This is a genomic window from Stenotrophomonas sp. STEN029, from assembly GCF_056760015.1.
Map to the genome: position 1 here is coordinate 41,139 of NZ_JBRREC010000018.1, position 21,441 is coordinate 62,579.

A 21,441-nucleotide genomic window follows, 5' to 3' on the forward strand; every position below is an offset into this window, starting at 1 on the left:
GCGTGTCCTCCGTCCTGCACGACGACACCGCGGCCCCGGCATTGCCGGGGCATATTGCCATCATCATGGATGGCAATGGCCGTTGGGCGCAGCAACGCCGGCGGCCGCGCATGATCGGCCACCGCGCCGGTGCGCGCGCGGTCAACCGCAGCATCGACTTCTGCCTCGAGCGCGGCATTGGCGCACTCACCCTGTTTGCGTTTTCCAGTGAAAACTGGGGCCGCCCGCAGGAAGAAGTCGACTCGCTGATGAAGCTGTTCCTCGGCGCACTGGACCGCGAAGTGGATGAACTCCACCGCCGTGGCGTGCGCGTGCGCTTCATCGGTGACCGCAGCCGATTTGCCGGCAGCATCGTCCAGCGCATGGACAAGGCCGAGCAACGCACGATCGGCAATACCGCGATGACCCTGAGCATCGCCGCCAGCTATGGTGGTCGCCAGGACATCGCGCAGGCTGCGCGCACCCTGGCCGAACAGGTCGCCGCCGGCACCCTGCGCCCCGAGCAGATCGACGAGCAGGCCCTCGGCCAGCACGTGGCATTGGCCGACATGGCGCCGCCGGACCTGTTCATCCGCACCGGTGGCGACACCCGCATCAGCAACTTCCTGTTGTGGCAGCTGGCCTACAGCGAACTATGGTTCACTGACGTGCTGTGGCCGGATGTCGATGCGGCCGTCCTTCAACTGGCACTGGATGACTATGCAAGGCGTGAGCGCCGCTTTGGTCTGACCAGCGCCCAGATTGCCGCCGCTGCGGCAGCGAGCGCACATTCATGACAAAGACCCGCGTGATTGCTGCGCTGATCATGGCCCCGGTGGCGATCTGCGCAATCCTGTTCCTGCCCAGCCAATGGCTGGCCGCCGCAGCCGCCCTGGTGTTCCTGATCGGCCTGTGGGAATGGCTCAAGCTCACCGGCGTGGTTGGCCTGCCACGCACCGTGCTGGTGGCGCTGAACCTGCTGCTGATGGTGCTGCTGGTCTGGGCCTCGGACGGCAGCATGGTGCTGTTCCAACTGGCAGCGCTGGTCGGCGTCGGCTTCTGGCTGCTGGCCTTGCTGTGGCTGCGTTTCTTCGATTTTGGCGCGCATGACGAAAGCAGCGCACGCATGCTCAAGCTCGCCGCCAGCAGCCTGGCGATCATCCCGGCCTGGGCCTCGCTGGTCCTGATCCACGCTGGCAGCAATGGTCACCTGTGGCTGTTGACCGCATTGACCCTGGTCTGGGCAGCCGATTCCGGCGCGTATTTCGCCGGCCGCACCTTTGGCAAGCACAAGCTGGCCCCGCGCATCAGCCCCAACAAGACCATTGAAGGACTGCTTGGCGGACTGGTCGCCGGTCTGGTTACCGCTGGCGTATTCGGCTGGCTTGCCGGCGTGCAGGCCCCGCAGTTCGGCTGGCTGATGCTGGTCACCGCGGTGGCAGTGCTGGCTTCGGTGCTGGGCGACCTGTTTGAAAGCCTGCTCAAGCGCCACGCCGGTGCCAAGGACTCGGGCCACATCATTCCCGGCCATGGCGGCGTGCTGGACCGCATCGACGGCGTGCTCGCCGCGCTGCCGGTATTCGCGCTGGGCAAGGAAATCTTCGGTTTCTAAGCATGTCCACCTCTTCAATACGTCAGGTCGCCATCCTTGGCGCCACCGGCTCCATCGGCACCTCGGCGCTGGATGTGATGGCCCGCCACCCGCAGCAGATGCGCGCCAGCGTGCTGGTAGCGGGCAGCAATGTGGATGCGCTGATAACGTTGTGCCGTCAGCACCGTCCGGATCACGCCGCGATTGCCGACCCGGTGCTGTTCGCGCGCCTGCGTGACGGCCTGAAGGACGCCGGACTGACGACCGAAGCACATGCCGGCCATCAAGCCATCGACGCACTGGCCGCCAGCGACTGCTGCGACACCGTTGTGGCCGCCATTGTTGGTGCCGCCGGCCTGTCCTCCACGCTCGCCGCCGCCCGCGCCGGCAAGCGCCTGCTGCTGGCCAACAAGGAATCACTGGTACTGGCCGGCGAGCTGCTGACCCGCGAGGCCGCCAACGCCGGCGCCGAGATCATTCCGATCGACAGCGAGCACAACGCCATCTTCCAATGCCTGCGCTCGCGCGACGCGCGATTGGAAGCCGGCGTCCGCCGCATCATTCTGACCGCGTCCGGCGGCCCGTTCCGGGGACGCAGCCGCGCCGAGTTGGAAAAGGTAACCGTGGCACAGGCCGTTGCCCACCCAAAGTGGTCGATGGGCCCGAAGATATCGGTCGATTCGGCGACGTTGATGAACAAAGGCCTGGAAGTCATCGAGGCTCACCACCTGTTCAACGTGCCCGGTTCGCGCATCGACGTGCTGGTGCACCCGCAGAGCCTGGTGCACTCGCTGGTCGAATTCATCGACGGCTCAACCCTTGCCCAGCTTGGCTTGCCGGACATGCGCACCACCCTGGCCGTCGGCCTGGGCTGGCCGCAGCGGATCGAGTCGGGCGTCGGCGGGCTGGACCTGCTGACCCAGGGCCGGCTGGATTTCGAGGCGCCAGACATGGATGCCTTCCCCTGCCTGCGCCTGGCCTGGCAGGCGATGGAGACCGGTGGCAGCGCCCCGGCAATCCTGAATGCCGCCAACGAAGTCGCCGTTTCAGCGTTTCTTCAGGGGCGCATAGGCTTCCTGTCGATCCCGGCACTGGTGGAACACACGCTATCTACCCTGCCCTACGTGGCGGCCGATACACTGGACGCCCTGTTGGCAGCTGATACCCAGGCCCGCCATATCACCGAATCCGCCATTGCCCGCCTGCCGAATGTCTGATCCCACCCTACAACCGAGCTGTGCCCATGGCTGATTTCCTGGGGTCTGTGTGGTGGATGATCGTCAGCCTCGGCGTGCTGGTGACGTTTCATGAATTCGGCCATTACTGGGTAGCCCGCCGCTGCGGGGTAAAGGTCCTGCGCTTCTCGGTCGGCTTCGGCAAGCCGCTGTGGAGCCGCCGCAACCGCAACGGTACCGAATTCGCCATCGCCGCCATCCCGCTGGGTGGCTATGTGAAGATGCTGGACGAGCGCGAGGTCGAGGTCCCGGCCGGTGAACGCGCCGTCGCCTTCAATAACAAGACCGTCTGGCAGCGCATCGCCATTGTCGCCGCCGGCCCGGCAGCCAACCTGATCCTGTGCATCGCCCTGCTGTGGGCGATGTTCGTGATCGGCCGTCAGGACTATTCGGCCACCATCGGCCGCACCACCGGCATGGCCGCACAGGCCGGCTTTGTCGCCGGCGACCGCATCCTTGCCGTCGAAGACCGCGGCGTCGACACCTGGGCCGAGGCCAGCATGGCCTTCACCACCGCTGCCATGGACCGCCAGGATGCGCACGTGCGCGTCCGCGACAGCCTCGACAACGAACGCACCCGGGTGCTGCCGCTGTCGCAGCTGCCCGCTGGGTTTGATGAACGACAGGTACCGACGCAGGCCGGCTTCATCTGGCAGTTCTGGCTGCAACCAGCGCGGGTTGACTCGGTTTCCGTCGATTCGGCCGCCGCCGGTTTGCTGCAGACCGGCGACCTGATCCTGGCCGTGGACGGCCAGCGCGTGGACAGCGCCGACCAGGTCACCCCGCTGATCCAGCAACTCGGCCAGCGCGGCGGCCCGGGCATGGTCGAGGTCGAGCGCAATGGCGAGCGACTGGCGCTGGAGCTGACCCCGCAGGCCGGCCAAGGCCCGGACGGCAAGCCACGCTGGCTTATCGGGGTTGGCTTTGCCACCAACCAGGCCCCCGCCTACGACGCCCGCCAGCAGTACGGCGTGTTTGCCGCGCTGCCGGCTGCCGTGCGCGAAACCGGCAAATTGGCGACAGATTCGCTGGGTATGATGCGGCGCATGCTCACTGGCCACGCCTCGGTAAAGAACATTTCCGGCCCGATCACCATCGCCCGCGTCGCCAATGCCTCGGCTGAACGCGGGGTGGATTGGTTCCTGTATTTCCTGGCTTTGCTGTCGCTGAGCCTGTGCATCATCAATCTGCTGCCCATCCCCATCTTGGACGGCGGGCACCTGCTGTATTACCTTATCGAGTTGGTCAAGGGCAGCCCGCTTAGCGAGCGCGCCATGGCTGCCGGCCAATACATCGGTCTGGCGCTGTTGGCGGGGTTGATGGGACTGGCGTTCTACAACGACATCCTCAGCCTGGTCCCGCGATGAACTTTTTCCCGTTGTCGTCGTCTTACGCCGGCACCCACGCATTATCGAAATCGACTCCAACCGGACGTGATATGACGCGACTTCCCAATCGCCGCTTGCTGGCCCTCGCACTTGCCGCTGGTCTGGCCCTGCCTGTGCTCGCACAGGCAGCCGAGCCCTTTACCGCCAGCGACATCCGCGTGGACGGCCTGCAGCGCATTTCCTCCGGCACCGTGTTCACCTACCTGCCGGTGGAACGCGGTGACGTGGTTGACGATGCCAAGACCGGCGACACCATCCGCGCCCTGTACAAGACCGGCTTCTTCGAGGACGTGCAGCTGGACCGTCAGGGCGACATCCTGGTCGTCACCGTCAAGGAGCGCCCGGCGATCAACAAGTTGACCGTCACCGGCAACAAGGACATCAAGAGCGAGCAGCTGCTCAAGGGCCTGAGCGACATCGGCCTGAGCGAAGGCGGCACCTTTGACCGCCTGAGCCTGGACCGCGTGACCCAGGAACTGCGCCGGCAGTACAACGACCGCGGCAAATACAACGTGGAAATCACCCCGACGGTGAGCCCGCTGGACCGCAACCGCGTCGACGTTGCCATTGCCGTCAAGGAAGGCAAGGCGGCCAAGATCCGCCACGTCAACCTGATCGGTACCGAAAAGTTCCCGGCCGAAGACATCATGGACATCTGGGAGTCCAAGGAGCACAACTGGGCCTCGTGGTACCGCCGCGATGACCAGTACTCCAAGGAAAAGCTGTCCGGCGATCTGGAAAAGCTCAATTCCTGGTACCTGGACCGTGGCTATGTCGACTTCAGCATCGACTCCACCCAGGTCTCGATCAGCCCGGACAAGCGCGACATGTTCATCACCGCCGGCGTGACCGAGGGTGAGCAGTACAAGATTTCCGAGATCAAGGTCACCGGCGACACCATCCTGCCGCAGGAAGACGTCGAGAAGATGGTCATCCAGAAGAGCGGCGATACGTTCTCGCGCGCCCTGCTGGAGTTCAGCGCCGACGGCATCACCAACAGCCTGTCCAACGTTGGCTATGCCTTCGCCAAGGTCAACCCGATCCCGACCAGCAACCGCGCCGACCGTACCGTGGCGGTGAACATGCAGGTGGTGCCGGGCCCGCGCGTGGCCGTGCGTCGCATCGTGTTCAAGGGCAACGCGCGTACCAGCGACGAAGTCCTGCGCCGCGAAATGCGCCAGTTCGAGAACAGCTGGTATTCGCAGGCCGCGATCGACCGCTCCAAGATCCGCCTGCAGCGCCTGGGCTACTTCGAGTCGGTCGATGTCGAGACGCAGCCGGTCACCGGCAGCAATGACCAGGTCGACGTGGTCTACAACGTCAAGGAAACCACTTCGGGCAGCTTCGTGTTCGGCCTGGGGTATTCGCAGTCCTACGGCATGACCACCTCGGTACAGCTGTCACAGAACAACTTCCTCGGTGGCGGTAACCGCGTGTCGGTCGAGGCTTCGCGCAGCAGCTACCTGCAGCGTTATGGCTTCAGCTACACCAACCCCTACTTCACCGATGACGGCGTCTCGCTGGGCTACAACCTGTCCTGGCGTGAGCTCGACTACTCCGACTTCAACACCGCGCAGTACAACAGCACCAATGGTTCGGCGCAGGTGGTGTTCGGTATTCCGATCACCGAGAACGATGCGTTCTCGCTGATGTTCGGCATCGACAGCAACCAGATCACCACCTATCAGGGCTACACCCCGAAGGCGATCATCGATTACATCGATGCGGTCGGTACGCGCACCTTCCATTCCTGGCGTTCGGAGCTGGGCTGGGCACGCGACACCCGCAACGACTACTTCATGCCGACCCGCGGCACCTACCAGCGCCTCGGCCTGGAAGCCACGTTGCCGGGTTCGACCGTGGAGTACTACAAGCTCAGCTACCAGTTCTCCAAGTACTGGCCGATCATCCCGTCGCTGGTGATCAACACCCGTCTGGAACTGGGCTACGGCGACTCCTACGGCAAGGACAAGGTCCGCGATATCTGCTGGAACGATATCCCGGCCACGCCTGGCACGCCGGCCACCGGCACTACTCCTGCGGTACCAGGCACCGCAGCCACCACCCAGGTCGTTGACTGCGCCACCAATCCCACCGCCAACCACCGCCAGGTCAAGGCGAGCGGCCTGCCGTTCTTCGAGAACTTCTACGCCGGCGGCACCAACTCGGTGCGCGGCTTCGAAGACAACACCCTGGGTCCGCGCTCGGAAATCATCGGCGGCTACTACAACGGCCAGCCGCTGGGTGGCTCGGTGAAGACGGTCGGCTCGATCGAAGCCTATTTCCCGAAGCTGTTCGACAGCCCGTCAGCGCGCGTCTCGGCGTTCATCGACTTCGGCAACGTCTACAACGGCACCAGCAACTTCAAGGCCAATGAGCTTCGTGCATCGGCCGGTCTGGCCCTGCTGTGGCGTGCACCGGTCGGCCCGATCTCGATCAGCTACGCCATCCCGTTGAAGAAGGAAGACGGTGATGAGATCGAGCGCCTGCAGTTCACCTTTGGTGGTCAGTTCTAAATAGAACTGACCCGCTGACCCGGGGTGAAGCCCCGGGGACCGAAGGTTATGCCGCAGGCATAACCTTCGGGCGCGCTTCGGTCTACCGAATCCCCGCGCCTGTCGGCGCGCCCCCTTTACCAAAGGGGGCTCTCCACCAGAATTACCGCATCAAACTGCCCCGGGAAGAAACACAGTCCCGGGGTTTGCTTTTATGGGGACAGTACCTGCGCTCGCCGCAACCAGACATTCCCATCAAAGCCATGCTGCCCCTTCTGCCCCACATCCGGCCTCCCGCCCACCCCGCTGCCCTTGCCCTGCAAGAGTGATAACGTCCGTTCGCATGACCGCCATCGGCGCACACGGTAAACTTGCTGCGTGAATACTCCTACCTATACCGCTCAGGAACTTGCCGACCGTTTCGGCCTGCAGGTGCACGGTGACCCATCGGTCGCCATCCACGGCGTTGCCACGCTGGCCCATGCCGGGCCCGGGCAGCTGACCTTCCTGGCCAATCCGCGTTACCGGGCACAGCTCGCCTACAGCAAGGCGTCGATCGTGCTGCTGCGCGCCGACGACGCCGAGGCCGCACCGGGCACCGCCCTGGTTGCCAAGGACCCGTACACCACCTTCGCCAAGATCGGTGCGCTGTTCGAGACCGTGCCGGTGCGCGAACCTGGCATCCACCCCAGCGCGGTCATCGACCCCAGCGCGACGGTGGCCGCCAGCGCCCATATCGGTCCGCACGTCTGCATCGGCGCACGCAGTGTGATCGGCGAGAGCTGCATCATCGGCGTCGGCAGCATCATCGGTGACGACTGCGTGGTCGAGGCCGGCACCGAATTGCTGGCCCGCGTCACCCTGGTTGCGCGGGTCAAGCTGGGCAAGCGCGTGCGCATCCATCCGGGCGCCGTGCTCGGTGCCGAGGGCTTCGGCCTGGCAATGGACAACGGCCACTGGATCAAGGTCCCGCAGCTGGGTGGCGTGCGCATCGGCGACGATTGCGAGATCGGCGCCAACACCTGCATCGACCGTGGTGCACTGGAAGACACCACGCTGGACGAAGACGTGCGCGTGGACAACCTCGTGCAGATCGCCCACAACGTACAGATCGGCGCACACAGCGCCATTGCAGGCTCCACCGGCATTGCCGGCAGCGCCAAGATCGGCCGCTACTGCCTGCTCGGCGGCGCCGTCGGCGTCGTTGGCCACCTGGAAATCTGCGACCACGTCGTCATCACCGGCAAGTCGGTGGTGCGCAACTCGATTACCGAACCGGGCGAGTACTCGTCTGGCACCCCTTTGACCGACAACCGCACGTGGCGCAAGAACGCTGCGCGCTTCAAGCAGCTCGATTCGCTGGCACGGCGCATCCTGGCTGTGAGCAAGGAGAAAGAATGAACGCACCACTGCAGATGCCCATCGACGTCACCACGATCCAGACGTTGATCCCGCACCGCTACCCGTTCCTGCTGGTCGACAAGGTTGTCGACCTGGATGTGGACGCCAAGCGCATCATCGCGCACAAGAATGTCACCATCAACGAGCCCTATTTCCAGGGCCACTTCCCGGGCCAGCCGATCATGCCGGGCGTGCTGATCATCGAAGCCCTGGCCCAGGCCGGTGGCGTGCTGACCCAGCTCAGCCTTGGCCGCGACGCGCAGTCCAAGCTGTTCTATCTGGTCAAGGTCGACAACGTGCGTTTCATGAAGCAGGTGGTACCGGGTGACGTGCTGGAACTGCATGTGCAGGTCAAGCGCATGATCCGCAACATGGCGGTCTACTACGGCGAAGCCAAGGTGGATGGTGAAATCGTCGCACACGCCGAAGTGCTCTGCGCCGGCACCCGCGAATAATCTGCCTGGAGCAAACGATGAGCGATAACGCACCCTTGATTCACCCGACCGCGGTCATCGATCCCTCGGCCAAACTCGGCCAAGGCGTGCGCGTGGGTGCGTTCACCCTGATCGGCGCCGACGTCGAGATCGGCGATGGCACCGAAGTGGGGCCGCATTGCAGCATCCACGGACCGACCCGCATCGGTCGCGACAATCGTTTCATCGGCCACGTCGCGGTCGGCGGCGAACCGCAGGACAAGAAGTTCGCCGGTGAACGCACCGAGCTGGTGATCGGCGACCGCAATGTGTTCCGTGAGTTCGTCACCCTCAGCCGCGGCACTGCCGGCGGCGGTGGCGTCACCACCATCGGCAACGACAACTGGATGCTGGCCTACGTGCATGTCGCCCATGACTGCCATGTCGCCGACCACTGCGTGTTCTCCAACAACACCACCCTGGCCGGCCACGTCTCGGTCGGCAACTGGGTGATCATCAGCGGCTTCGCCGGTGCCCACCAGTTCTGTCGCATCGGCGACCATGCCTTCCTCGGCATGGGTGCACTGGTCACCGGCGACATCCCGCCGTTCACCATGGTCGGCATCGACGGCCACGGCCGTCCACGCGGCATCAACAGCGAAGGCCTGAAGCGGCGCGGTTTCGACGCCGAGCGCATCAGCGCGATCAAGCGCGCTTACCGCACCATCTACGTCGCCGGTGTGCCGTTGGCCGAAGCCAAGCTGGCGCTGGCCGAGCAGGCCCAGAGCAGCGATGACGTCAAGCAGATGCTGGACTTCATCGAGCACGGCGAGCGCCCGCTGCAGCGATGAGCGCTGTAACCCAGGACTCCGGATTGGCGCTTGGCCGCAAGCCGCGGATCGCGCTGGTTGCCGGCGAGGCGTCGGGCGACCTGCTTGGCGCCGGCCTGATCAATGCCCTGCGTGCGCGCTACCCCGATGCCGAATTTGTCGGCATCGGCGGCGATGCAATGCGCAATGCCGGCTGCGAAACCTGGTTCGATGCCAGCGAGCTGGCGCTGATGGGGCTGGCTGAAATCCTGCGCCATCTGCCGCGCCTGCTGAAGCTGCGCAAGGAATTCCGCCAGCGCGTGCTCGACTGGCAGCCGGATGTATTCATCGGCATCGACGCACCGGATTTCAATCTGGGTGTGGAAAAGTGGCTCAAGCAACGCGGCCTGCGCACCGTGCATTACGTCAGCCCCTCGGTCTGGGCCTGGCGCGAGAAGCGCGCCGAGAAAATCGGCGCCAGCGCCGATCTGGTGCTGTGCCTGTTCCCGATGGAACCGCCGATCTATGCCCGCCACGGCATTGATGCACGCTTCGTCGGCCATCCGATGGCCGATGAGATCCCATTGCACAGCGACCGCACGGCAGCGCGGCAAGCACTGGGCATTCCCGGGCAGGCAAAGCTGCTTGCGGTACTGCCCGGCAGCCGCCTGGGCGAAGTGAGCCGGCTCGGCCCGCCGTTCTTCGCCGCCGCCTGGCAGCTGTGCGAACAAGACCGCGGCCTGCATATCGTCGTGCCCGCGGCCAATGCCAAGTGCAAGGCGATGATCACCGAGCAGATCCGCAGCGCAGCGCTCCCCAGCGCGCGCCTGCACCTGCTTGATGGCAAGGCACGCGAAGCAATGATCGCCGCCGATGTGGTGATGCTGGCCTCCGGCACCGCGACTCTGGAAACCATGCTGGTCAAACGGCCGATGGTGGTGGGCTACCGCGTGGCCGAGCTCACCTATCGCATCGTCAAGGCGCTGGGCCTGATCAAGGTCGATCGTTTTGCCCTGCCCAATGTATTGGCCGGCAAGGACCTGGCACCGGAGCTGATCCAGCACGAATGCACGCCCGACAATCTGGCCGCCGCAGTACGCAACTGGTTTGAGCACCCCGACTGCATCAGCGGTCTGCAGGACGACTACCAGCAGCTGCACCAGCAACTGCGCCAGGATGCCTCGGCACGCGCCGCCGACGCTGTCGCCGGGCTGCTGCAGGCGCCGCGCAAGCCAGGCCAGCCGTGACCACAAGGCGCACTCCCAAGGCAGCGGATGCCTCGCTGTCCTTGTTTGACGATGCCGCCTTGCTGGCACGGCAGGCCCCGCGCCTGGTTGCTGGCGTCGATGAGGCCGGACGCGGCCCGCTGGCCGGCCCGGTCGCGGTAGCAGCCGTCGTGTTCGATCCCGAACGTCCACGCATCAACGGCCTGGATGACTCCAAGGCATTGACTGCACTCCGCCGCGACCAGCTCTACGACCGCATCATCGAACGCGCCCTGGCGTACAAGATCGTGATGGTCGACGTAGCCGAGATCGACAGCTTCAATATCTTCCAGGCCACCATGCAGGGCATGCGCCTGGCGGTGGAAGGCGTGGCACATGTCGCCCAGTTCGCCCGCATCGATGGCAACAAGATTCCCAAGGGCCTGCCCTGCCCGGCCGAAGCACTGGTTGGTGGTGACGCCATCGACCGCAGCATCATGGCCGCCTCGATTCTGGCCAAGGTCAGCCGCGACCGCTTCATGCTGGAACTGCACCAGCAGCACCCCGAGTACGGCTTCGATCAGCACAAGGGTTATGGCACACCCTTCCATATGGCAGCGCTGCGCGCACATGGCCCCTGCCCGCAGCACCGGCGCAGCTTTGCACCGGTGCGTGCGAGCCTGGACGCATCCTGAGCCACGCGCCGCCCCCATCAGCGTGGCATGATCTTGATCCCCGGGTCGAGGTGGGTTGAGCCGATGCGCACGTCGTACTTGATGTTGCTCTCGCTGCTCACGGTTTTTGCAACGATCAGCACTTCCTGCCGCCTGCCCATGCGCTGCGAATTGAAGTCCTTCTGCCCGGTGCTGTCCGCACTGCGGTAATACGCGGCAGCACCGGGAGATTCGGCAAACGCCAATGCGAACGGGTCCAATACATCTTCTGCGGTGCGCCAGAGCACCTGCGTACCACTACGCACCGTGCATACATCCGGAGTGATTACCGGCCCACCTGGACCAGACGCCACATCGACGTAGACCAGTTTGACGATACGCGGCGGCAGGTTCTCCGTGCATTGCAACACCTCACCCGGGCGCGGAGGTTGGGTGGCGCAGGCAGCAACGCCTGCAACCGTTCCGATGGAGACGACAAGATAGAGCCACACGCCAAGGTTCATGACGACCACTCCTCGTTGAGGTCCGCCGCCACGGACAGGAACCGTGTTCACTCCTTACGCACGCCGCTGCCGACCAGCGCATGACGCTGCAGCGACAGCAAGGCATCGATGCGCTGCTGCGGTATGCCCTGCTTCAACGCGCTTTCTACGCAGCTGTGCGCGCCCGCCTTGTCGCCAAGCAGGGTCAAGGTCTGCGCGCACCACAATGCGACCTCTGCCGCCTGCGTGCCCAACGCACGCGCCGCCTGCAGATCCTGCAGCGCGCGTGCACGCTCGCCCAGGTTGGCGCGGTACCAGGACAGCAAGGCCAAGGCATACGCATCATCGCGGCGCACATCGACGTATTGCTGCGCCAGATGCGCCGCACGCAGATACGGCGCCTGTGCCTGCGCGGCGGTTGCAGGCGCGGCAGCCAGTGCATCGGCAAGATTGCCCCAGTGCAGATAGTCCTCCGGTTCCAGCACCGTCGCCTGTTGGAACAGTTCTGCGGCGACCGCGTATTCGCCGTGATCGAATTTCATCGTACCCAGGTTGGTCAAGGCGCCGGCATTGGGCTCGATCGACAAGGACATGTTGAACGCATGCCCCGCCTGTTCGCTATCGCCCTGGGCAAGATACAGACCGCCCAGGCTACCCCAAAGGCGACTGTCTTCCGGCTGCAGCACGGTGGCGGTGACAAACGCATCGATCGCCTTGGGCACGTCGCCGCGCAGCCAATGGTGGTAGCCAAGCAAGCGATAGATCTGCGCATCACTAGGCCGCGCCGCGATGGCCTGCTGGAACGACTGCAGCGCCTGCTCTTCCTTGCCGAGCGCAGCGTAAGTGCGTGCCTGTCCGACCAGACCATCAGCGCGCAGTGCCGGATCATCGATGACCTGCTGGTACAGCTTCAGCGCCTGTTCGTTCTGGCCACTGACGCGGGCAATTTCCGCCATCGCCAGACTCACCTCGCGCAAGCCGGGGTCCATCGCCTGCGCTCGTGCACATGCCTGACGTGCGCGCTCGAACGCGCCTGCGTCACTCACCCCCTCCAACCGGGCGATCTGCGCGCGACAGATGCCGGCCTGGGCCCGCGCGAAGCGTGGATCAATCGCCAGCGCCTGTGCAAACGCCGCCATCGCGCGCTCGTTGCCGGCCTCGCCGATTGGCCGTTGCAGCAGCGACAGGCCTCGCAGATAGGCATCGTAGGCGTTGACGTCGTTGGTCGGGTTCAAGCGCTGCGCAACCCCGGATGTCTTCCCCGGTAGATGGCCGAGCAAGGCGTGCACGACCTTGTTGGCTATCTCGCCCTGCAGCGCAAACACATCATTGATCTCCCGATCGTATGTTTCCGCCCACAAGGTAAAACCAGTATTGGTATCGGACAGCCGCGCACTGATGCGCACGCGTCCGCCCTCGCGACGCACACTGGCATCCAGCAGCGTGGCCACACCCAGACGGCGCCCGATCCGACGCACATCGTCATCGTCGGTAGCGCCTTCGGCAGGCGCCGCGAGTTGTCGTGCGGCCACCTTCAAGCCCGGTACATTGGTGAGGGCATCATGCATCTCCACCGCCAGACCATCGGCAAAATAGCGGTCGGCGGCGGCGTCGCTGAGGCTGCTGAATGGCATCACCGCAATCGAAGCGCCGGCCACCACCGGCGTGCGACTCCACCACCAGTAACCAACCCCCAACAGCAGCAGCAACAGCGCACAGCCGATCAGGAAGGCGCGTGAACGCATCCACGCTGGCAGCGACAACTTCGGCGCCTCCCGCCACCAGCGCGACAATCGCCGTTCTGGCGGCTGCGACGGCTCGGCATTCGGATCACTATCCACAGCGATGTGTTCAGCGGGTTCAGCAACTGCAACAGCCTGCTCCGCCGCCGTAGACGTGGAAATCGCTTCAACGACCGAGGCCGATGAAGCCGCGGCCTCTGGCGGCAACAACTTGCCAATGAAGCGATAGCCCAGACCGTGCTGGGTCTGGATGTAACGCGGCTCATGCGAGTGGTCGTCCAGCACCGAACGTAACTGCGCGATGGCACGGGTCAGCACACCTGGCGTCACATGCCGGTGGCCCCAGACAGCATCCAGCAACTGGTCGCGCACCAGCAATTCATCGGCATGCCGCAGCAGCATCAACAGCACCGCGAATGCTTTTGGCTCCAGCGATTGATACTGACCGTCACGGCTGAGCGTATGCGCCAGCGCATCCACCACGATGCCGTCGAAACGGTAGCGTTCGACCGCTTGACCTGTGTCAGCAGGGTCTTCGACCGCACCCATCGGCAAGCCCTCATGAATTCCTCAGAAACCAGCGCAATGACTGTCTGAAGGCTCCGCCTGCCATCATGACCAATGCTACGCCCAAGCGGATGCTGGCGCTGCGTTCCCCCCTCCCGGACGCCCCACCCGCAGGAGCACCACCATGTACGCCATCGACCCCCGCCTACCGCTGCCGCAGGTTCTGGACCAGTACCCGAGCGGCACCCCGCATCGCCGCAGCCATGTGAACGACTATCTGTTGGTCCCGCGTGAAATGGAATACTTCAACGGCCTGCTGGCCCGTCTTGGCCGGACCCAGCCGCCACTGCAGACGGACCAACTGGCCACCGCTGCCCGCAGCCTGAACAACGCAGCCGGGGAAGCAAGCGCCTCGCCCTGCATCGAGCAGCGGATGCGCCACGCCGACCTGCTGGAACAGCTGCTGCAGGAGACCGACTGGGAACCCGCCGCCGAGGTCAGTTGTGAACTGCATCTGGTCATGGCCTACCTGCACGCCAGCCACCAGCTGATCCCCGACACAGTCCCGGGCGTCGGCCAGCTGGATCAGGCCATCGTCATCGACACCGTCTGGCCGAAACTGGCCGGCGAAGTCGCCAACTTCCTCGACTACCAGCGCCTGCGCCAGATGGAGGCCGAACGCCAGGGCCGCGGCTACCATGACATCGCCTTCAACCGCCGCAGCTGGCTGGAGCTGCGTGAGATCGAAGCCCGTCTGCACGAGCACCAGCGCCGGGTACGTGAAAGCAGCTACGCACCTGAACCGCTCAGCTACTTCCGTGTCCACTGACAGCGGCACCGACAGTGCTCCAGCCAGACCCACCGAGCTCATGCTGGAGCCCTGACGGGCGGGACTTGGCGATCAACCCAGCCGGGCCTGCGCCCGTACTGATAGTGTGCACCTGCGGGCCGTTGGCCCGGGCCGGCGCGGGTCGCAGGCATGTCAAGCCTTGCCCCACCCCGCCCCCGTCGCTACCCTGCACCGGCATACTTCTGGCTCCGCATGTCTACTTCTTCCCGCTTCGTCCATCTACACGTCCACACCGAATTCTCGATGGTGGACTCCACCATCCGCGTACCTGCCAAACCCGACCAGGCCGACCCCAAGAAGGCCAAGCAGGCCAACCTGCTGAGCCGCTCGGTCGAGATGAAGGCACCGGCGCTGGCGGTCACCGACCTGAACAACATGTTCGCGCTGGTGAAGTTCTACAAGGCTGCCGAAGGCGTGGGCATCAAGCCCATCGCCGGCGCCGACCTGCTGATCACCGAGGACGGCCAGGACCCCTGGCGCATGACCTTGCTGTGCCGCGACCGTGAAGGCTACCTGAGCCTGTCAAGGCTGCTGACCCGTGCGTGGATGGAAGGCCATCGCAACGAAGGTGGTGTTGCCGTGCATCCGCAATGGTTGAAGGATGGCTGCAAGAACCTGTTCGCGCTGGCCGGCCGTCACAGCCTGGCCGGGCGCCTGGCCAATGACGGCCGCCATGATCTGGCCGAGCAGCAGCTCGCCGATTGGCAGCGCGTGTTCGGTGACGGCCTGCACCTGGAACTGACCCGCACCGGCCGCGATGGCGAAGAAGCCTTCAACCAGTTCGCGCTGCAGGCTGCCGGCCAGCGCGGCCTGCCGGTGGTGGCCACCAATGATGTGCGCTTCCTGTCGCCGGATGACTTCTACGCGCATGAGGCGCGTGTCTGCATTTCCACCGGCCGCGTGCTGGACGACCCCAAGCGTCCGCGTGAGTACAGCGCCGAGCAGTACCTGAAGACGCCGGAACAGATGTGCGAGCTGTTCGCCGACATCCCCGACGCGATCGACAACACCCTGGCGCTGGCCGAACGCTGCAACGTCGAGATGCGGCTGGGCACCTACTTCCTGCCCAACTATCCGGTGCCGGACGACCAGACCCTGGACAGCTGGATCCAGAAGATCTCGCGCGACGGCCTGGAAGAGCGCCTGCAGGTGCATCCAATTGCTGCCGGCATGACCCGCGAGGACTATGACGCGCGGCTGGAGTTCGAGCTCAACACGATCATCAAGATGGGCTTCCCCGGCTACTTCCTGATCGTGGCCGACTTCATCCAGTGGGGTAAGAACCAGGGCATTCCGATCGGCCCGGGCCGTGGTTCCGGTGCCGGTTCGCTCGTGGCCTGGGCGCTGAAGATCACCGATCTGGATCCGCTGCCCTACAACCTGCTGTTCGAGCGCTTCCTCAACCCGGAACGCGTGTCGATGCCCGACTTCGACATCGACTTCTGCATGGATCGCCGCGACGAGGTGATCGACTACGTTGCACGCAAGTATGGCCGCGAGCGCGTCAGCCAGATCATCACCTACGGCACCATGGCGGCCAAGGCGGTGGTGCGTGATACCGGCCGCGTGCTCGGCTTCCCCTACGGTCTGGTCGACGGCGTTTCCAAGCTGATCCCCAACATCCTCGGCATCCACCTGAAGGATGCGCTGGGCAAGGGCAAGGAAGGCACGAGTTCGGAAATGGCCTCGGCCGAGCTGATCCAGCGCTACGAGTCCGAAGACGACGTCCGCGACCTGATCGATCTGGCCCTGCAGCTGGAAGACCTGACCCGCAACGCCGGCAAGCATGCCGGTGGCGTGGTGATCGGGCCGGAACCGCTGAGCGAGTTCTGCCCGCTGTACGCCGAACATGACGATGGCGGCATCGGCAAGAACCCGGTCACCCAGTTCGACAAGAACGACGTTGAAGAAGTCGGCCTGGTGAAGTTCGACTTCCTCGGCCTGCGCACGCTGACCATCATTGATTGGGCGGTGAAGGCGATCAACAAGCGCCATGAGCGCGCCGGCATTCCACCGATCGACATCGCCCATATCCCGCTCGACGACGCCCCGACCTACAAGGACATCTTCGCCAACGGCAATACCGGCGCGGTGTTCCAGTTCGAATCCTCGGGCATGCGCCGCCTGCTGAAGGACGCGCGCCCCGATCGCTTCGAAGACCTGATCGCACTGGTGTCGCTGTACCGCCCGGGCCCGATGGACCTGATTCCTTCCTTCAACGCGCGTAAGCACGGCCAGGAAGAAATCATCTATCCCGATCCGCGTACCGAAGTCATCCTGAAAGACACCTACGGCATCATGGTGTACCAGGAACAGGTGATGCAGATGGCGCAGATCGTCGGCAATTACTCGCTGGGCGGCGCCGACCTGTTGCGTCGTGCGATGGGCAAGAAGGTGCCGGCGGAAATGGCCAAGCACCGCGAGATCTTCCGCGAAGGCGCGGCCACCGGCGGCGTCGATGGCCCCAAGGCCGACGAAATCTTCGACTTGATGGAGAAGTTCGCCGGCTACGGCTTCAATAAGTCGCACGCCGCCGCCTATGCATTGGTCAGCTACCAGACCGCCTGGCTCAAGCGTCACTACCCGGCCGAGTTCATGGCTGCGACGTTGTCCTCGGACATGGACAACACCGACAAGGTGGTCGGCTTCCTGGCCGAGGTGAAGAACCTTGGCCTGACCGTGCTGCCGCCGCGCGTCAACGACTCGGCCTATATGTTCGAGGCCGCCAACGCCGACACCATCCGTTATGGCCTCGGTGCGATCAAGGGCGTCGGCCAAGGTGCCTGCGAAGCAGTAGTCGAGCAACGCGAACGCGGCGGCGAGTACGCCTCGCTGCTGGATTTCTGCGCACGCGTGGAATCGGGCAAGCTCAACCGCCGCACGCTGGAAGCGATGATCAACTGCGGTGCCTTCGACGGTATCGGCAAGAACCGTGCGACCCTGGCGCTACAGCTGCCGGAGGTGATCAAGGCCACCGAGCAGATGGCGCGCGAGAAGGCCTCCGGGCAGAACTCGCTGTTCGGTGCACCGGACCCGGTCAGCACCGCCAGCCAGCTCGACCTGCCCGAGAGCAAGGAATGGCCGCTGGCACAGCTGCTCAATGGCGAACGTGAGACGCTGGGCTTTTTCCTCAGCGGCCACCCGTTCGACCCGTATGCCGATGACGTCAAGGAACTGGTCGGCACCGACCTCGGCGGCCTCGACAAACTGATTGCGCCGGCCTTCCCCTCCAAGGACGGCGAGAAGCGCGCCTGGCGCCAGGAGTCCCCGGTGATCCTGGCCGGCATGGTCATTGGCGTCCGCCGCAAGGGCGACAGCCAGGTCTTCGTGACCCTGGAAGACGGCAAGGGCCGGGTCGAATGCAGCGCGTTCTCCGATGGCCTGGCCGAATTCGGCCACCTGATGACCAAGGACCGCATCCTGGTGGTCAAGGGCGGCCTGCGCGAAGACGAGTTCAACGGCGGTTATGCCCTGCGCATCCGCCAGTGCTGGGACTACGAGCAGCTCTGCGCCGACCACGCCTTGCGCGTATCGATGCGCGTGGACGGCCGTGGCGGCCCGATCTGGCAGCGCATCGACGCCCTGCTCGCCACCGCCCGCCCGGGCCGTACCCCCCTGCGCCTGGACCTGCTGCTCAACGGCAAGCCCGGCAGCATTGCCGGCATGCTCGACCTCGGCAGCAGCGGCTCGGTGCGGGTCACGCCCAAGCTGCTCGATGCCCTGCGCGAGGACCCGGCCGTGCGCCGGGTCAAGGTCAAGTACAGCCCGCCCTGGGCCAATTGATTGTCCGGACGGACGCGTACGGGTTGATACGGCGCGTTCGGCTACACTTCCCCCCTTTCATTGCTGACGGTTTCCGATGAATCCGAACTACCTCGATTTCGAGCAACCCATCGCCGATCTGGAATCCAAGATCAAGGACCTGCGCAATGCCAGCGCCGGGCCGGCGGTCAATGTCGATGCTGAGGTCAAGGCGCTGGAAGACAAGCTGCGCCTGCGTACTGCCCAGATCTTCCGCAACCTGTCCTCGTGGCAGGTGCTGCAGGTGGCCCGCCACCCGTCGCGCCCCTACCCGCTCGACTACATCCGCATCTTCTGCGATGAGTTCCAGGAACTGGCCGGCGACCGCGCCTTTGCCGATGACAGGGCCATCGTTGGCGGCCTGGCCCGCATCGGCGGCCGCTCGGTGATGCTGATCGGCCACCAGAAGGGCCGCGATACCAAGGAAAAGGTGCGCCGCAACTTCGGCATGCCCAAGCCCGAGGGCTACCGCAAGGCCTTGCGCCTGATGAAGATGGCCGAGCGTTTTGGCCTGCCGGTGCTGACCCTGATCGACACCGCTGGCGCCTGGCCGGGCATCGACGCTGAAGAGCGCGGCCAGTCCGAAGCCATCGCCCGCAACCTGATGGAAATGGCGGAGCTGAAGGTGCCGGTGATCTGCACCGTGATCGGCGAAGGCGGCTCCGGCGGCGCGCTGGCACTGGGCGTGGGCGACCGCACCCTGATGCTGGAATACAGCGTCTACTCGACCATCAGCCCGGAAGGCTGCGCCTCCATCCTGTGGAAGGACGCCGGCAAGGCCAAGGACGCCGCCGAGCAGCTGGGCATGACCGCCCCGCGCCTGAAGAGCCTGGGCCTGATCGACAAGATGATCCGCGAGCCGATCGGCGGCGCCCACCGCAACCCCACGCAGATGGGCAAGCGCCTGAAGGCCGTGCTGCTCAATGAGCTGGACGCGCTGGAGAAGCTGCCCCTCGACGAACTGCTGGCGCGCCGCTACGCGCGCCTGCGCAGCTACGGTGCCTACGAAGCGGCCTGAGCCGCTTCCGCCACAGGGACACACGGATGAGTCCGATCATTCTGCTTTCGCTGATCCTGCAGGTCGCCTGCTGCGTGCACGTCGTGCGCACCGGGCGACCGCTGTACTGGATCTTCATCCTGCTTTTCTTCTCCTACCTGGCAGTGCTGATCTACCTGATCGCCGAGGTACTGCCGGACCTGCGCAACAGCCCGACCGCGCGCCGCGGCCTGCGTCAGGTCCGCGACCAGATCGACCCGCAGCGTGGCAAGCGCCAGGCCGACCAGCGGCTGCGGGTGTCCGACACAGCCGACAACCGCAGGCGCCTGGCCCAGGAGCACCTGGACCGCGGCGAATATGCCGAAGCGGCGACGCTGTACGAAGGTGCGCTGCGCGGACTGCACAGCGAGGACCCGGACCTGATGCTGGGCCTGGCCAAGGCCCAGTACGGCCTGCAGCAGCCGGCACAGGCGCGCAAGACGCTGGAAGCCTTGATCGCGGCCAACCCCAACTTCCGCTCGCATGACGGCCACCTGCTGTATGCCCGCACCGTGGAAGACAGCGCGGACATCCCTGCCGCCCTGCACGAGTATGAAGCCATGATCGGCGGCTACCCGGGCGAGGAAGCGCGGCTGCGCTATGCACTGCTGCTCAAGCGCGCCGGCCGCGACGACGACGCGGCCAGGCAACTGCAGAACATCCTCGACCGCGCCGAGACCTCACCGCGCTACTACCAGCAGGCACAGCGCGCCTGGATCGATGCCGCACGCAAGGAACTGCGGCAGCTGACGCCGGCAGGCTGAGCGCAGGACCAAGGCCTTTGTAGGAGCGGCGTAAGCCGCGAAGCTAGCCTTGCTGGAGCGCTTGGCACCTGCGCCATCTGGTGATGTACTTGCTTCGCGGCTTACGCCGCTCCTACAAACACGGTATCCGCCTGCTTGCTGGCACCGGATTGTGGCGACGCGATGCACCGATGGACTGTGTTATCTGCCTTCTCCCCATCCCCGGCGAGGCCAAGCAGCATGATCACCAGCCTGAAAGTCCTGTTGATCGCCATCAGCGTGCTCGCCAGCACGTACCTGATTGCCTGCGCCCTGCTCGCCTTCAATGCCCGCAGCATGCTCTACCACCCGGCTCCGCGCAGTGCCGATGTACCGCACTGGACCATGCCGCGCGGCGATGCCGACATCATCGTCTCCAGCAATCGGCAGCACAGCACGCAGCTCATCCTGTATTTCGGCGGCAATGCCGAAGATGTCTCGCAGGCGCTGCCGATGCTGCAGCAGGGCTTCCCCGATGCCGCCATCCACGCCATGCACTACCGCGGCTATGGCGGCAGCAGCGGCTCACCGACCGAAGCCATGCTTGTTGGCGATGCCTTGGCGCTGTACGACAGCACCAGCAACGGCCAAGCCCAGGACATCGTCGTGATCGGCCGCAGCCTCGGCTCGGGCGTCGCCGTGCAACTCGCGGCTGCGCGGCCGGTTCAGCGACTGATTCTGATCACCCCTTACGACAGCATCGGCGGCCTTGCGGCACGCATGTTCCCGGCCTTCCCGGTGCGCTTGTTGCTACGCGACCACTACGACTCCTGGCGTCACGCGGCGCAGATCACCGCTCCCACCACGCTGATCATCGCCGGCAGGGATGAGGTGATTCCGAATGCGAGTTCGCTGCGGCTGCTGCGCGAATTCCGGCCCGGCGTCGCGCAGGCAATAACCATCGCTGATGCCGACCACAATGATGTGTTTGGCTATCCGGAGTTTGCTGAGGCTTTGAGGGGGCAGTAAGGCTCACAAGCTCAACCCCTCCCCTGCCCTCCCCTTGGCTGCGCCAAAGGGAGGGGGCAGAGCTTGAGCCCTCCCTTTGGCG

At 64.9% G+C, this 21,441-nt stretch carries 17 protein-coding genes; 15 read left to right on the forward strand and 2 right to left on the reverse strand.

Features of this window, described 5'->3' with window-relative positions; translation table 11 throughout:
• The first annotated feature begins 2 nt into the window (after positions 1–2).
• The 10 genes from uppS to ACVOLI_RS06240 all read left to right on the forward strand — a co-directional run bounded on the left by uppS (position 3) and on the right by ACVOLI_RS06240 (position 11,211).
• Positions 3–776 carry a polyprenyl diphosphate synthase gene (gene uppS, locus ACVOLI_RS06195; protein WP_481533951.1) on the forward strand — a complete coding sequence of 258 codons (774 nt, stop codon included), beginning with the start codon at positions 3–5 and terminating at the stop codon, positions 774–776.
• Positions 773–1,591: a phosphatidate cytidylyltransferase gene (locus ACVOLI_RS06200; protein ID WP_481533952.1), complete on the forward strand. Its 819-nt coding sequence runs from the start codon at positions 773–775 to the stop codon at positions 1,589–1,591. Before uppS ends, ACVOLI_RS06200 begins: the two co-directional genes overlap by 4 nt.
• 2 nt (positions 1,592–1,593) lie before the next feature.
• On the forward strand, positions 1,594–2,787 hold the full coding sequence (locus tag ACVOLI_RS06205; protein WP_481533953.1) for a 1-deoxy-D-xylulose-5-phosphate reductoisomerase: 1,194 nt from the start codon (positions 1,594–1,596) through the stop codon (positions 2,785–2,787).
• Positions 2,788–2,813: 26 nt separating this feature from the next.
• Positions 2,814–4,172, forward strand: coding sequence for an RIP metalloprotease RseP (gene rseP, locus ACVOLI_RS06210; protein ID WP_481533954.1), 1,359 nt, complete (start codon positions 2,814–2,816; stop codon positions 4,170–4,172).
• A 71-nt stretch (positions 4,173–4,243) separates the two neighbouring features.
• Positions 4,244–6,709: an outer membrane protein assembly factor BamA gene (bamA, locus tag ACVOLI_RS06215; protein WP_481533955.1), complete on the forward strand. Its 2,466-nt coding sequence runs from the start codon at positions 4,244–4,246 to the stop codon at positions 6,707–6,709.
• 357 nt (positions 6,710–7,066) lie between these two features.
• Positions 7,067–8,089, forward strand: a complete 1,023-nt coding sequence (gene lpxD, locus ACVOLI_RS06220; protein ID WP_481533956.1) for a UDP-3-O-(3-hydroxymyristoyl)glucosamine N-acyltransferase — start codon at positions 7,067–7,069, stop codon at positions 8,087–8,089.
• Positions 8,086–8,544 (forward strand): 3-hydroxyacyl-ACP dehydratase FabZ, encoded by a 459-nt coding sequence (gene fabZ, locus ACVOLI_RS06225; RefSeq protein WP_481533957.1) that lies wholly within the window; start codon positions 8,086–8,088, stop codon positions 8,542–8,544. Before lpxD ends, fabZ begins: the two co-directional genes overlap by 4 nt.
• Before the next feature lie 17 nt (positions 8,545–8,561).
• Complete coding sequence (gene lpxA / locus ACVOLI_RS06230; RefSeq protein ID WP_481533958.1) at positions 8,562–9,353, forward strand: acyl-ACP--UDP-N-acetylglucosamine O-acyltransferase; 792 nt, start codon at positions 8,562–8,564, stop codon at positions 9,351–9,353.
• Positions 9,350–10,558, forward strand: a complete 1,209-nt coding sequence (gene lpxB / locus ACVOLI_RS06235) for a lipid-A-disaccharide synthase (RefSeq protein WP_481533959.1) — start codon at positions 9,350–9,352, stop codon at positions 10,556–10,558. The genes lpxA and lpxB overlap by 4 nt, the downstream gene beginning before the upstream one ends.
• A gap of 35 nt (positions 10,559–10,593) precedes the next feature.
• Positions 10,594–11,211 carry a ribonuclease HII gene (locus ACVOLI_RS06240; protein WP_481533968.1) on the forward strand — a complete coding sequence of 206 codons (618 nt, stop codon included), beginning with the start codon at positions 10,594–10,596 and terminating at the stop codon, positions 11,209–11,211.
• A 17-nt stretch (positions 11,212–11,228) separates the two neighbouring features.
• On the opposite strand, the gene ACVOLI_RS06245 is transcribed toward ACVOLI_RS06240, so the two are convergent.
• Positions 11,229–11,693 (reverse strand): hypothetical protein, encoded by a 465-nt coding sequence (locus ACVOLI_RS06245; protein ID WP_481533960.1) that lies wholly within the window; start codon positions 11,691–11,693, stop codon positions 11,229–11,231.
• A 47-nt stretch (positions 11,694–11,740) separates the two neighbouring features.
• Positions 11,741–13,963, reverse strand: a complete 2,223-nt coding sequence (locus ACVOLI_RS06250; protein WP_481533961.1) for a winged helix-turn-helix domain-containing tetratricopeptide repeat protein — start codon at positions 13,961–13,963, stop codon at positions 11,741–11,743.
• A 142-nt stretch (positions 13,964–14,105) separates the two neighbouring features.
• Between ACVOLI_RS06250 and ACVOLI_RS06255 the strand changes: the two genes are divergently transcribed.
• From ACVOLI_RS06255 to ACVOLI_RS06275, 5 genes are all read left to right on the forward strand, one after another.
• The gene (locus tag ACVOLI_RS06255) at positions 14,106–14,750 is read left to right on the forward strand and encodes a hypothetical protein (RefSeq protein ID WP_481533962.1); all 645 of its coding nucleotides are present in this window, start codon (positions 14,106–14,108) and stop codon (positions 14,748–14,750) included.
• A gap of 213 nt (positions 14,751–14,963) precedes the next feature.
• Positions 14,964–18,554, forward strand: a complete 3,591-nt coding sequence (gene dnaE, locus ACVOLI_RS06260) for a DNA polymerase III subunit alpha (protein WP_481533963.1) — start codon at positions 14,964–14,966, stop codon at positions 18,552–18,554.
• Between the two features lie 76 nt (positions 18,555–18,630).
• Entirely contained in the window at positions 18,631–19,590 is a 960-nt protein-coding gene (locus ACVOLI_RS06265) for an acetyl-CoA carboxylase carboxyltransferase subunit alpha (RefSeq protein ID WP_481533964.1), read from the forward strand.
• 26 nt (positions 19,591–19,616) lie between these two features.
• Complete coding sequence (locus ACVOLI_RS06270) at positions 19,617–20,372, forward strand: tetratricopeptide repeat protein (protein WP_481533965.1); 756 nt, start codon at positions 19,617–19,619, stop codon at positions 20,370–20,372.
• Between the two features lie 219 nt (positions 20,373–20,591).
• The gene (locus ACVOLI_RS06275) at positions 20,592–21,359 is read left to right on the forward strand and encodes an alpha/beta hydrolase (RefSeq protein WP_481533966.1); all 768 of its coding nucleotides are present in this window, start codon (positions 20,592–20,594) and stop codon (positions 21,357–21,359) included.
• Positions 21,360–21,441 lie beyond the last annotated feature (82 nt).